10 protein-coding genes are annotated in these 14,639 nt (G+C 28.3%); 4 read left to right on the top strand and 6 right to left on the bottom strand.

Annotated features, from left to right (window positions below; genetic code table 11):
* Window positions 1–149: 149 nt before the first annotated feature.
* Window positions 150–653: a signal peptidase I gene (gene lepB / locus B3W71_RS03985; RefSeq protein ID WP_346887647.1), complete on the bottom strand. Its 504-nt coding sequence runs from the start codon at window positions 651–653 to the stop codon at window positions 150–152.
* A gap of 256 nt (window positions 654–909) precedes the next feature.
* Here lepB and B3W71_RS03980 point away from each other — a divergent pair, with 256 nt between their 5' ends.
* Window positions 910–1,632, top strand: coding sequence for a hypothetical protein (locus B3W71_RS03980; RefSeq protein WP_346887646.1), 723 nt, complete (start codon window positions 910–912; stop codon window positions 1,630–1,632).
* 190 nt (window positions 1,633–1,822) lie between these two features.
* Here B3W71_RS03980 and ppk1 read toward each other — a convergent pair whose 3' ends face one another.
* Window positions 1,823–3,505 (bottom strand): polyphosphate kinase 1, encoded by a 1,683-nt coding sequence (gene ppk1, locus B3W71_RS03975; protein WP_346887649.1) that lies wholly within the window; start codon window positions 3,503–3,505, stop codon window positions 1,823–1,825.
* Between the two features lie 20 nt (window positions 3,506–3,525).
* Window positions 3,526–3,867, bottom strand: coding sequence for a hypothetical protein (locus B3W71_RS03970; protein WP_346887645.1), 342 nt, complete (start codon window positions 3,865–3,867; stop codon window positions 3,526–3,528).
* A gap of 142 nt (window positions 3,868–4,009) precedes the next feature.
* Between B3W71_RS03970 and B3W71_RS03965 the strand changes: the two genes are divergently transcribed.
* Window positions 4,010–4,981 carry a hypothetical protein gene (locus B3W71_RS03965; RefSeq protein WP_346887644.1) on the top strand — a complete coding sequence of 324 codons (972 nt, stop codon included), beginning with the start codon at window positions 4,010–4,012 and terminating at the stop codon, window positions 4,979–4,981.
* Window positions 4,982–5,170: 189 nt separating this feature from the next.
* On the opposite strand, the gene B3W71_RS03960 is transcribed toward B3W71_RS03965, so the two are convergent.
* Both B3W71_RS03960 and B3W71_RS03955 read right to left on the bottom strand, forming a co-directional pair.
* Window positions 5,171–6,340, bottom strand: coding sequence for a CD0519/CD1768 family membrane protein (locus tag B3W71_RS03960; protein ID WP_346887643.1), 1,170 nt, complete (start codon window positions 6,338–6,340; stop codon window positions 5,171–5,173).
* Between the two features lie 303 nt (window positions 6,341–6,643).
* The gene (locus B3W71_RS03955; protein ID WP_346887642.1) at window positions 6,644–7,378 is read right to left on the bottom strand and encodes an acyl-[acyl-carrier-protein] thioesterase; all 735 of its coding nucleotides are present in this window, start codon (window positions 7,376–7,378) and stop codon (window positions 6,644–6,646) included.
* A gap of 122 nt (window positions 7,379–7,500) precedes the next feature.
* Here B3W71_RS03955 and B3W71_RS03950 point away from each other — a divergent pair, with 122 nt between their 5' ends.
* Complete coding sequence (locus tag B3W71_RS03950; protein WP_346887641.1) at window positions 7,501–8,802, top strand: ectonucleotide pyrophosphatase/phosphodiesterase; 1,302 nt, start codon at window positions 7,501–7,503, stop codon at window positions 8,800–8,802.
* Window positions 8,803–9,022: 220 nt separating this feature from the next.
* Here the strand turns inward: B3W71_RS03950 and B3W71_RS03945 are convergent, their stop codons facing one another.
* Window positions 9,023–9,538 carry a phosphatase PAP2 family protein gene (locus B3W71_RS03945; RefSeq protein WP_346887640.1) on the bottom strand — a complete coding sequence of 172 codons (516 nt, stop codon included), beginning with the start codon at window positions 9,536–9,538 and terminating at the stop codon, window positions 9,023–9,025.
* Window positions 9,539–9,786: 248 nt separating this feature from the next.
* On the opposite strand from B3W71_RS03945, the gene B3W71_RS03940 reads away from it, so the two are divergent.
* On the top strand, window positions 9,787–14,637 hold the full coding sequence (locus B3W71_RS03940; RefSeq protein WP_346887639.1) for a cytidyltransferase: 4,851 nt from the start codon (window positions 9,787–9,789) through the stop codon (window positions 14,635–14,637).
* Window positions 14,638–14,639: the final 2 nt, after the last annotated feature.

The following is a 14,639-nucleotide window of genomic DNA, read 5'->3' as shown; positions in this document are numbered from 1 at the left end:
TGTATATTTTATTTGAATAAATGCTTTAGTTAATCAATATTCCGAAACGGCTGAGTGTTAATAATATAAGTGCTTATTCAATATTTATTTAGATTAGCTTTTTGCGAAAGCCCCTTCAGTACTTCTTTAATATTTTACTACTAGATATGCTACTTTAATTTTCCAAATCTATCAAAAGGAAATATAATAAATTTCCCTTCTCCTTGTATTTCTTCAAAAGGTATATATGGATTTTTCCACAAACGAGCATCTATAGAATTTCCTCTATTATCTCCAAGAAATAAATAGCAACCCTCTGGTACATTAAAAGTTCCAGTGATATCACTAAAACTACTTACATAATCCTCTTCTAAGTATTCACCATTTATATATACTCTTCCATCTGATTGAACTTCTACTGTTTCACCTGGAAGCCCGATAACTCTTTTAATTAAATCCTTGTTCGCTTCTTCAGAGTGAAACACTAAAATATCACCTCTTTCAATGGATGATGGCCTATGCATTCTTATTGAAAATATCCTATCTCCTGGTGTAATAGTAGGATACATAGAGCCAGTTGGAACATTTACATTAAAAAATAAGAATTTATTTATTAAAACCCCTAAAATTATAGCAATTACTGCTGGTATAATCCAATCTTTAAGAAATTTCATAACTAATTATTACCTCCCAAAATATTCAAAGTTAGTTTTATATTACTATACTATTATATTTGAAGCAATAAATATAATCTATTATTTCAATATATAATTTATTCCCATCTATTAATTTATTTAATAGGATATGAAAAACATACCTACTATTAAATTATAAAAACTGCAAATAATAATGGTAGAAATACGCTTTTTAATAGTTTTATATTAATTAAAATTATATATTCATAAAATATTAAATTAGGAGGGTAATATTTTGATTAATAAAAGATTTGTTTCTCCTGATCACGAAGAAGATTTTTCTTATTTAAAAACTACTTCTAATCTTTCTAATTCTGTTAAATCTCTAAATGCAGAAAATTGTATTAAAGAATTAAGAAATATTACCTTAGTTCCTAGAAGTGGAACACATAATAATTTTAAAATAAAAGAAGAGATTATTATGTATGTCATAAGTGGTGAATTATTATATAGTGATAGTATGGGAAATCTAGAATCCCTTTCATCTGGAAATTTCGTCTATATTAAATCTATGGATGGAATAACCTATAATATTTTTAACAATGGTATTGATTTTCTAGATATAATAGAAATTAGCTTATTACCAAAGAGTGATATTTCTACTAAGGAAACTTCTAATAAAAAACCTTTACTAATTAAGTCTAATACTGAAAATCTTATTAAAAATCAATGGATATATGCAGTTAGTTCTTTAAATGGTTTAGCTCCTATTAAATCTAGTTGTGATATCAATATTTATTCTGCATCCCTAGATACTGATAAAGAGTTAATTTTCACCATCGGTAAAGAAAGGCAAGGTTATTTATTTCAATGTTATGGAGAAAGTCACATTACCACAAGTAATTCAGATAGCGTTGATTTGACTGGTTCTGGAAGTGCTTATATATCCAATGAAACCTTTGAAATAAGGGCTAATATTTCTAGCAACATACTTTTAATTGAAACTCCAATTTTATAAATAATTAAGGCTATGTCAAAACTAATTGAGAATTTAATTTTATATTTTGACATAGCTTTATTATTTTTAGTTTTTATATTTATAACTTTAGTTTCTCGAAGAAAGTTAGATAAACTATACATAATTAGTACTTTGTCAAAATCATCGTCTTCAATCTAATTATTTACATTTACCATAAAAGTTCTTAAATTTAATTCTTATTAACTATATTTTTCCTTACATCTTCCTGTATAATTAATCTATTATATACATTACTTTCCTCATCCCCATTGCATCTTTTATATGTACCATCTTCTAGCAGGATTCTACTATTAACTTCATCTTCCATATATAGCTTTAGAACTTCTTTTATTCTTTCTCTATTCTTATGGCTTTCTATAGGTACCATTACCTCTATTCTTCTATCTAAGTTTCTTTTCATTATATCTGCGCTAGATAAATATATTTTTTCTTCACCATTATTGCAAAAATAAAAAATCCTACTATGCTCTAAAAATCTTCCTACCACACTTTTTAATTCTATATTAGAAAATTTATCAGTCTTCATAATTTCACTTAATGTGCACATGCCTCTAACTATAAGTGTTATATGAACCCCTTCTTCTCCAGCCTCTATGATTTTTTTTATAACTTTCTCATCAGTAATTCCGTTTGCCTTTAGAATTATCCTACCTATGCCGCTATTTTTAATATTATTTATTTCTTCATCTATTAACGATATGATTTCACCTCTAAAGCTATAAGGTGATATCTTAGTTTTATATAAATCTAATTCTTGTTTTGTCCCTGTAATCATATTAAATAATCTGCTCATATCTTCAACTAGATAAGGATCACAAGTAAAGAGACTTAAATCCGTATACATCTGTGCTGTTATTTCATTGTAATTGCCAGTACTTATATTTATATATCTTTTTAATCCATATTTATCTCTTCTTACTACCATGATAAGTTTACAGTGAGTTTTTACCCCATTAACTCCATATATAACTTTACATCCTGCCTCTCTTAATTCATTCACTAATTTAAGATTTTTTTCTTCACTAAATCTTGCTTTTACTTCTACTATAACAGTGACTTCTTTTCCAAGTTTTGCAGCTCTTTTTAAAGCTTCTACAATAGGTGAATTTTCACTTACTCTATATATAGTTTGCTTTATAGCTACTACTTTACTATCCTTAGATGCCTCATCTACAAACTTAACTATTGGATTAAAAGAATCAAAGGGCAGATGTATTAATATATCTCTTTCATCTATGGTTTTAAATATACTCTCATCATCATCTACGGATATAACTTTTTTATATTCTTTAAATTTTAACTCTGCTAAATTACAATCTACATATATATAATTCAAAAATTTTATATCTATGGGACCATCGATTAAATATATATTTTCTTTATTTAATTTTAATTTAGAAATCAACATTTTTAAAATATCTTTATTTGTACTTTTTTCTATTTCTAACCTTAGTATTTTGCTCTTTCTTTGCTTTTTAATATTCTCAGATATAGCATCTAGAATATCTTCATCCCTATTTATCTTAATGTCAACATCACAACTTCTTGTAACTCTAAATATTATCATAGATAAAATCTTAGAATCATATAACAATTTATCTATATTTATTTTTATTACATCTTCTATTAATACATATCTAAAGGTGTTCGACTTTGAAGGTAACTTAATGACTCTATCTAAAAATTCAGGTATTGTTATAACACATAGTCTTTTAATGTATTCATCCTCTATAACTACACATATATTTAGTGATTTGCTTTCAATTCTAGGAAAAGGTTTAGTTCCATCAATTGTTATTGGTGTAAGGACTGAAAAAATCTGCCTTTTAAAATATCTCTTTAGATAGTAGATATCTTCATCGGATAAATCCTCTATACTACATATAGTAATATTATTTTTTTGTATAAATCAATAAGCTGATTTTTATAATATTTATATTGCTTATCTACATTTTTCTTAACATCTTCTGTTACATATTTAATAACTTTATTAATCTCCTCTTTTTTCTTTGGATTCCTTTTCTTTTCATTAATCAATCTTCCGAATCTCACCTCAAAGAATTCATCTAAATTAGAGCTGACAATAGCTAAAAATTTTCCTCTCTCCAGTATAGGATTTTCTCTTTCTATAGCTTCCTCTAAAACTCGTTCATTAAATTTTAGCCAGCTAAAATACTTATAAATTTTTTTGCAATTCACTGTTGTATATTTCATTTTGAGCACCCCATAAGTCATAATGATATTTACCTAAATTTAGGTTGCCCACTTTCTTTATAATATATGTTTACTTATGTGATATTTTATTGTTTTCATCGTATAATTAATAAAAGAGCTTTTTATTGGAGGTATGTAGTATATGAATAACATTGGAATTATAGACATTGGTTCAAATACAGTTCATCTACTAATCGTTAATATAGATAGTAAGTCCAATCCAAAGACTATAGATGAAGATAAAGAACATTTAAGACTCGGAGCTACTTTAACTACTAGTAAAAATATAAGTGCTGAAAAAACTTTAGATGTAATAACTGTTCTAAAAAAATTTTTACGATCTTGTATTATAAATAAAGTTTCTAGAATTATTGCCGTAGCTACAGAAGCTTTAAGGGTAGCTGAGAACAGTGGCTATATACTAGATTTAATAAAAGAGCATACAGGGATTTCAGTCCAAGTCCTTTCATCTAAGGATGAAGCTTATTTTTCTTATCTTGGAGCCCTTTCTACTTGTAATCTAAGAAAAGGTATAATAATGGATACCGGTGGAAATAGTACTGAATTAATTTTTGTAGAAGATGGTATATTTACAAATTATACCAGTATGCCTCTAGGCTCTATTAATATAAATGAAAAAATAAAAGTTAATAAGCGTGGTAGGTACTTAAGCTGTGATTATACTGAAGACTTTTTCTATAAGTTATTCTCCAATATACCTTGGATTGATGATTTTTATGAAAGTTCTTTAGTTGGTATTGGTGGAACTTTTAAAAACCTTGGAAAGATATATAGTAACTACGTAACCGAAGCATGTATATCAAGTAAAACCATAGAACTTTCCAATCCTTCTGAATTAAAAACTCTTTGTCAAAGTCTTAAAATTATAAGTTTAAAAGATAGGGAAAACTTACGAGGACTTTCAAAAAAACGTGCTGATATTATATTAGGTGGATGTGAAATAATTACTCATTTAATAAATTATTGTAACTTCTCCGATATTATTATATGTAATGAAGGGTTAAGAACTGGTATATTATATAACTATTTAAGCTCTAATGAAAATACTCTTGAAACAATTACAAAGTCTCTTGAAGTACCTATCCATATTTAAATAGCCTTCTATATAAATATTTATATAGTTCCATATGAAAAATTTAGTTTAGTCTCATGTATTATATGGTAATTTAAGTGATTTTATGTATGATAAAGTATATTCTTAACTAAGATATAATTTAAGCTTAACTAAATATATATCTCATAGTAATAATAAAAACCAAGATATTTATCTTGGTTTTTATTATTATATAAATTTTGTTACAAACAAATATATAAAGTGAGCTGCTATACCAGCTGCTAGTCCACCAAAGGTGTGACTTAAAATAGCTTTTCCTGTTAACTCTCTACATTTTAATCCATCCATCATTGCAACGTGAGTACTTAAGTATCCACTCCAACACATACCCATAGCTGTAAATACAGCAATTTCATTTCCGCCTATTAATCCATTTTGTAACATTCCAGGCACTAAGCTAATTGCAGCTCCTGCCGCACCTAAAGATGTTATTGGAAACGCTATGGCTTCTGGACTTTGGAATCCAAATAGTGGAACTAATATAAATTGTAGCTTTTCCCCAATCCATGGTAATAGTCCAATTCCTTCAGATGCAGCACCAGTATAAACTCCAGCTGCCGAAGGTCCATTAGTAAGCATTAAAACTAAAGTACAGATTATTAAAACTCCTGGAATTATAGCAAGCCCCATTTGTACTCCTGAAGCTCCTCCTTCAAGCATCGCAGCCATAAATCTTTCCGCAACACTTCCATCTCTAACTTCTCTATAATTCATCATGTCAAAACTAACATCGTTGTCTTCCACACACATCTCATCTTTACCATAAATTTTTGCTGTATGTCTAAGCATAAGTCTAGTACTTATAATACTTCCTATTATAGCTCCTATATTACCTATTATAGTTGGTAATATAAAACTTTCTCCTATAGGTGACTTTTGACCCATCATATAGGTAGTAATAATTAACCCCATTCCAAATGCTGTTCCCAAATTAGTTAAGGCTGGCAATTGATATTTTTTATAATATCTTCTAAAACCTTTATCCTCAGCTAAAGTAAGTATAGCTGGATTATCAGAAAGATAAGTGGTTAAAATTCCTATGGTACTTGCACCAGGTAAATCATAAAGTGGCTTCATTAGTGGTGATAGTAATTTATTAATTAAAGATACTACACCAAATTCTGATAAAAGTGCAGATATAGCTCCTGCCAATACTGCAATAGCCATTATATAAAAAGCTGTCTTGATTAATAAGTTATAAGCAGTTGCCATCAAGGTATTAAACATATTTATGGTTCCCATAATACTTCCCATACATATGAAAATACCTAAAAATAAAATTAAAAATATGATACCTTCTTTGCTAATGGCCTTTTTTAAACCTTTTTTCTGTGTCAATTATTGCTCCCCCTCATTTTAAATTCTAAATTTTTAATCTTTTATGAATATTCCATATATATTATCAATTATTTATTCATCAATGTCAATAATTATATTGATATTGGTAAACTTTTTTAGCTTTTATTTCATTTCTATAAACATATATCATTTAATTTTATAGTTAAATGCTATATGGCTATATTTTCCCAACTTAATGAAATGCATTATGCGAAATATATTCCTAAAAGCAAATAAATAAAAGTATCTAAAATTTTTATTATCTAGATACTTTTTTATCAATTTTCTTCAATTATAAATCATTTAAAATTTCAGTTTACATTGAAAGAATTCTTGTTTTGAAATTCCTGAAATTCCATTGATACAGTAGCTATTATTTTCCTTATTCTCAATAAATTTATTCATTATTAATATATCATCAAACTTAATTTCTTTAATAAAATTAAGTTGCATATAAGATATGTTTTTTTCTCTGTGCCAATCTAAAGAAAAGAAATCTTCTATAAAAGAAATATATCTGGCATTATTAACATGATTATTTATATCTATATCATTATAATATAATTCTCTTTTAATAGTTTCTATAGCTTCTCCTGGCATCTTTATCTTATTAAGTTTATTATCAATGACGTTTCCTACATTAATATCTATATCTACAGGACATACTGACGGCTTTTGTGGAAATCTAGTCTTAGTATCCAAAATTAAATAGTATATTAATGCTCTTCCAATAACCTGACCATCCTTATCTTCAATCTTAAATCTTCTTTTCATAAAGACTTTTTCACGACCACCTAAATAAGTTTCCACGGTTATATCTTCTCCAACTTTCGGATATCTCTCCATCGTGATTTCTATTCTAGATACCACCCAAAACAACCCGTGATCCATCATAGATTTGAAATCCACTCCTAAAATCTGAGCATGGCCCTCTGCAACCTGCTGGATATAATCCATTATTGTAAATAATTTCACATTCCCCTTAAAGTCTCCTTCATGAAACTTTACAGAAAATTTTTCTTTATAGCTTAGTTCCAAAATTACACCTTCTTACACTACTTTTCTTCCTTAATCGCTTATTATTACCTTATTATGTAGATTTAATGATAAAATTAGTATATCATAATTCATATATAACATAAAGTTAAGGAGAATAAGTTATGAGTAATTTAACAGATAAACACCTAGTTGTTATTTCTATCGATGGATTAAAAGCAGCTGACTTTGATATAATAAGTAACTTACCGACTTTTTCACAATGTATTCAAAAAGGTTCAACAGTTAGAAATGTTAAGTCTATATATCCATCCTTAACCTATCCAGCTCATACTACCATAGTTACAGGTAAATACCCTAAAAGCCATGGTGTTGTAAATAATAAATTGTTAGAGCCAGAGAAACCTGCTCCAGACTGGTTTTGGTTTAGAAAGTATGTAAATGGTCCGACTCTATATGACGTTGCAAAGGAAAAAGGTCTCACTGTAGCATCTATATTTTGGCCTGTTACTGGTAGATCTTCTATAAAATATAACATGCCTGAGATTTTTTCTAATAATAAATATGTATCTCAAGAAATGGCATCTCTTTTAGGTGGAAGTCCTATCTATCAGTTTAATTTAAATAGAAAATTTAAGCACCTACTTGATGGTATAAAAGAACCTAATCTAGACAACTTTGCTACTGCTTGTGCCATGGAAACTATAAAAAAATATAAGCCCAACTTACTCTTACTTCACCTTTTAGATTTAGATAGTCAACGACATGGTTATGGAACTGACTCTAAAGAAGCTCTAGATTCACTTCATCGCCATGATAAAAGATTGGCTGGAGTAATAGAAGCTCTGAAGGAAGCTGATATATATGAAAACTCTTCTATAGTTATCTTAGGAGACCATGGATTCCAAGACTTTGATAAGATCATTAGTTTAAATACCTTATTTAGAAATCAAGATTTAATAAGACTTGATGAAAATAATAAAATTAAATCTTGGAGGGTATATGCAAAATCTTGTGACGGAAGTGCCTATATATATATTAAGGATGATTTTAATAAAAATCTTTCCTCAAAGATTTACAATATTCTAAAAGCTCTATCCATTGATAATAGTAAGGGTATTGAAAAAATATATAGAAACGATGAAATTATAAATCTAGGTGGAGATCCCAAGGCTACTTTTATGATTGAGGCTAAAAGAGGGTTTATTTTCACAGACAAATTTAATGATAATATAGTAACTCCAAGCACCCCTAAAGAAGGAAAATCTAATGGTAATCATGGTTATCACCCTGATAGCCCCGATATCCATACCCTCTTTATTGGATGTGGTGATGAGTTCAAAGAAAACTCTTTCATAGATAATATGAATTTAGTGGACATAGCACCTACTCTTTCAAAAGTTTTAGGTATAAAATTTCCAGAGTGTGATGGACAGATAATTGATAGCATATTAACCATTTCTTAATTAGGCACGTGAAAATAAATAATAGACCAANNATTTTAACGACGCAGTATTCGTGGCAAATAGGCGAGAAAACTGGTCTATTATTTATTTGATAGTGCCTTATTTAAAATCTACTTATGAATTTAATAAGGGTGTAAGAATTTAGCTTAAATTCTTACACCTTTATAATTTCTTATTATACTACCATATAATTCTAGTTAAATGGAATTACATGGTCATATTATACTATCATATGCATACATACAGCACTTAAAGTGCCTACCACAACCCCAGCACCTACATCCGTTGGATAGTGTACGCCAAGATAAATTCTTGAAAACCCTACTAGGCTAGCAATTACTAGAGATACTATAGCTAGTCCAGTAAAACTTAAAGCAACACTAACACCAATAGAAAAAGCTGCAGTTGTATGGCCAGATGGAAAGGAATAATCATCTACTCCTACCTTCTTAATATTTAGAGTTGGAAATTTTATATATGGCCTTATTCTATTTTTTATTCTCTTTAAAAAGTGAGTAATGCCTCCAGAAGTAATAACTGATAAAGAGGATAAAATTCCTAAGTTTTTAATTCCTTTGTTTTTAGACATAACAGTTATCACAACAAATATCATACAAAATGTAGCAGATCCCAGGAATGTTATATACGGCATAACCTTATCTAAAAACTTGCATCGTGGCTTTTTATTTATAAATTGCAATAGCATTATATCTACTTTTTTTATTAATTCTATCATAGAGTCCTCCTATAAATATCATACATAAATTATATATAAAAATAAGATAAATTAAAAGTTTTTCTTTTAATTCTTTATATTGATAATACTTTCCTATCTCTTTATAATGATAAACACTCAATTTTAATGAATATATTATTTGAATTATTATTATAGTATATTTATTAGGATAAATATAGTTTAAATGATAAAATATTTATAAGAAATAGGTTTTAATCATATTATATACTTATAGTTAGGAGGTCTCTATGGAAATTTTACAATTAAAAGAAATAAAAAAGAAAATCTTCAGAAAACTCTATAATTCTCATTTCTTAAAATCAACAAATATATCCCAAGAATTTCTTGATAAGCATGTGAATTCACCTGCTTTTTTATATAATCTTAAAGATATTTTAGATGAAAAGAATTTTTCACCTTCTAAAGTTCTTTATCTATGTGCACCTATATTAAATGATTTGTATAAAGAAGGCCCTGATGATTGGTTAATATATATATATAATTATACTTTAAGCAAAAACTTTAAGGATGCTGTGACTATAGAATTAGATTCTAGATTTACCTTAGGATGCGAAATTTTTCTTAAAATTTATAAAGTTTTATGTGGTATAGAAAAATCTACAGTTGATTCAGATAGTTGGCAATCAAAATACCCTTTAATCACTTTAAAAGATGATGAAATTAAAGAACTCGAAAGAAAAGATGAATATGTAAGGTTTACTAAAGCTTTTAATCGTGATTATGTATATGAAATGATGAAGCTTAATGGAGAAATATTTAAGTATAATACTCTGGATCATATCTGCGGAGTACATTATTTAGCTATGTTTTTAGCTCGTCAGCTTAAAACTAAAGGATTGCCTATAGACTTGGGTAGAGTTTCAGGTGCAGCAGCAGGACATGATATTGGTAAATATGGTTGTAAAGGCGAAGAGCTAAAACGAGTTCCTTATCTTCACTATTATTATACAGATCAATGGTTTAAAAAGCATAATATAAATTATATTAGAAATATTGCTATAAATCATTCTACTTGGGATTTAGAGCTTGAAAATCTCTCCTTAGAATCTTTAATACTAATTTATTGTGATTTTAGAGTTAAAAATGTATTTACTGGCAATGGCTATACTATGAATATTTTTTCTCTAGCCGATTCTTTTAAAGTAATTCTTGAAAAACTTGAAAACGTGGATGCTAAAAAGGAGTCTCGTTATAATAGAGTATATGGTAAATTAAAAGACTTTGAAGATTACTTAAAAAGTATAAATATAGAAGTTGATTTAAATTCTAAAGATGAGAAATTAGATCCTGTCCTCCCTCCAGTATACTCTTTGCTTCGCGGTAACGAAATAACTACTAGCATGAAAAATTTAGCAATAAATCATAATATAAATCTTATGTATTTGTTACGTGATGAATACTCTCTAAATGCAATATTAGAGCAGGGTAGAAGTGAAAAAAATTGGAAGAATCTTCGTCAATATATAAGAGTATTAGAAGAATACTCTACCTACTTTACTCAAAAGCAAAAGTTACAAACTCTAGAATTTCTCTATGATAACCTAGCTCATAGAGAAGATGATATTCGCCGCCACTGTGCTTATTTAATAGGAAAATTAATAGCTATTTATGATGAAGATTATAGTAAAGAACTACCTAAGAATGTATCCATCGAAAAACCTAATCTAAACAGCTATAACCTATTTGAAGAGTATCTTTCATTAATGCTCTATCCTAGCGGTAAATTAGTCAATGCTCATAGAAATTGGATAGGTTATAATACTAAAATCATGGTGGACTCGGTTTTTCTAAATTGTAGAAAACTTATTATGAATATATATAGACATATTCTTTTAAAACATTATACTTCTCTAAATATAATCTCCTTTGAAACTCAACTATATTTGCTTGATACCGCAAAGTATATATCTTTTGGGTCCTATGATGAAACTTTAGATCTACTTGTAGAATTTATTATTGATGAAGTTAAAAAGCGAAGTTTAGTTATAAAATTAGCAGCTCTTGATAGTTTAGCAGATGTGATTCCTAAAATTCCATCTAATCACTCTATAAGAGACTTTATAATCCAAAACTTGAAACTAATTAAAACTAAAAGTAAAAATCCATCCGAAAACTACTTATACTTTAGAATTTTTACCCTCCTTAATATGAATGAACACATAATACTTTTTAAAACTTATTGCCAAGAAGACTATACTAAGGTTCCTGAGATCTTCCTTAGTAACTTAAAAACGGCTACTAACTGGGTAGTAAAAAAACATCAAATAGATATACTTCTTAATTATACTCTAGATGTAGCTTCTACTACTGGACTCCATACATGTATTCACTTTTGTAATATGCTAAAGGTAAGTGCTATAGAAACCGTTAGAAATAATGCTGGATACTCTATTCTTAAAATAATGCCTAATTTAAATGATTCAGAGAGAAATGAAGTAGCCATAGAACTTCTACGTGGACTAGAAATCGAAGGTCAAAAATTTACAGAATATATATCGCCCTTCTTAGGTCAGGTAATTTTATGGTTGCCACCTAATGAGCTAGATGAAATCATAGCTGATTTAAAGGATAAAATTAAAACTTCTAATGAAGATGTTAAGATATTAATTCTTAAAGCCATCGGGATTACCTTATCTAACTATGGTATATATAAATCCAGATTTGAGGAAGATGAAAAGATTTATGATGAAAGATTAAAATCAATGCTATCCATTATTTTAAATGGTATAGGCGACTATAAAGCTAAGGTTAAACAGGCAGCCATAATCACTCTTGGCAAGGATATCTTTGGAAGTTCAAATCTATCCTTAGATGATAAACTTCATGTTTTCAAATTGACAGCTAAAAAAATTCTTACACTTGTAGGTAAAGATGATGATAGATTACTTTTATTAACCAATGCAGCAGCCCTAAATCACATATATAGATTTATATCAGATTATACCTTTTTTAAAGGAGAGATTTCCATAGATATGCCTAAGAAAATAGCCTTTTTCCCTGGTACCTTTGATCCATTCTCTCTAGGACATAAAAATATTTCTAAAGCAATTCGTGATTTAGGTTATGAAGTATACTTAGCGGTGGATGAATTTTCTTGGTCTAAAAAAACTTTACCTAATCTTTTAAGAAAAATATTAATTAATTTATCAATTTGTGATGAATTTAACATATATATATATCCTGAAACAATGCAAGTAAACATAGCTAATCCTAAAGATTTAGGAAAACTTAAAGAATCATTTTATGGCTCTGAAGTTTACTTTGTTTCTGGTAGTGATGTGCTTTTAAACGCCTCTTGCTATCGTAAAGCTATAGAAGAAGATTCTATTCATACCTTTAATCATATAATCTTTGAAAGAGGTAATTCCAAAAAACTTCTAGCTGCTAAATCTCTTATAAAAGGTACCATAGAAGTACTAAAGTTGCCTGCTAAATACTCTATGATAAGCTCTAGTCAAATTAGAAACTATATAGATAAAAATAGAGATGTATCAACTTTAGTAGATCCTCTAGTATCTCAATATATTCACGAGAATGGTTTTTATCAACGCGAACCACTAGATAAGCTATCTCTAAATGAAAGCCACTTAGACTTTGAATTTATTGATGAAGTTACTGATACTATAGTTTCCGAGCTTCTATCTCATCTAAACTCTGTCAATGAAGTAAAATCCATTTTATCTCAATTTAAGGATAAAGAAGCTCCTAAATTGGTGGTAATTAAAAACTCTAAAAGCGATGAAATTTTAGCTATTTCTTCAATGCATTGGGTACGTTCTAATAACCTTTATTCCGAAGTGAAAGATGAAAAAGTTTCTAGATGCCTTCGTTCCTTATCTGCTGGAAGAATGATATTTATAGATGGTATCTATGTTACAAACCGAGAAAAAAATAAATTTCTTGAGCAAATTATTTTAACTGAGGTCTTATCCTATGCTATTTCTAAGGATTATGAGTATGCAGTATTCAATCCATGCCATAGTTCTCTAACTAGCCCAACCCTTGTAGAAATAATGTTAGCTCAAGGTTTTATAGATATTGGCTCGGAAAATAGTCAATTCCCTATATTAGCAGTTAATATGACTAGCCCTTGCATTTTAAATCTAGATATTGAAAATATTTTAAAAGAACCTTTTAGAAGTAACCATAAGGTTAAGAATATAATTAATACTAGAAGAAAACTATTACAAAGTGCTCTTTCAAAATTATATCCTAATGAACTACTGTTATGTTTTAATAGTGAAGTACTTCATCAAAAAATGATAAAAAACCTTTGTCATGAGAACCATGTTTCTACTCATATAAAGACTCCTAAGGAATATGGTGAAGCTATGTGTGTTCCCTATGGTGATATTTTAGATAGATATGTAGTTCCTAATACTGTTACTAAATCTCTTCATACAGAAAAATATTATTACGGTGATACAAAGAACTTTTTTATAGGCGAATCACCCTATTATCTACCTTTGGATAATCAGTTAAAAATGATAAAGTCCTTTAATCGTCCAATTTTCTTAGTGGATAATATTCTTCATAAGGGTTACAGAATGAGAGCTTTAGATCCTATACTAGTTAAACAAGGGATTGATGTAAAGAAAATTCTCTGCGGAGTTCTATCTGGTCGTGGAAAAGATTTAATGGATATTCAAAATAGGCAAGTATCTAGTGTATACTTCATACCTAGACTTAAGATTTGGTTTAATGAAAATTCTTTATACCCATTTTTAGGCGGGGATGCCATATGGAGAGGTGACTTTCCTAAAAGGAACTTAATTCCATCAATTAATAGTATATTGCCATATACTTATCCTATATTTGTTAAAAACACTTCTCATGAAAATATTTATAATTTGTCTAAGGTTTGTCTTGAAAACTCCATAGAAATTTTAAAAATACTTGAAAGAGAATATCATAGCCTATATGGAAGAAATCTAACTCTTTCCTCTCTAGGTGAAGTTATAACAACTCCTCGTAGTCCTGATATTGGAAAAGGAATTAAGTATGATTTGTCTTCTACTCCATCAGCTCTAGTAGAAAAGGATTTAGAACTACTTACTAGGCTAGAAAATATGTTATAGAG

The sequence above is a fragment of the Clostridium sp. UBA1056 genome, assembly GCA_002316385.1.
Taxonomy (GTDB): Bacteria; Bacillota; Clostridia; order Clostridiales; family Clostridiaceae; genus Clostridium_J.
This window is presented reverse-complemented; position numbering and strand designations above follow the sequence as displayed.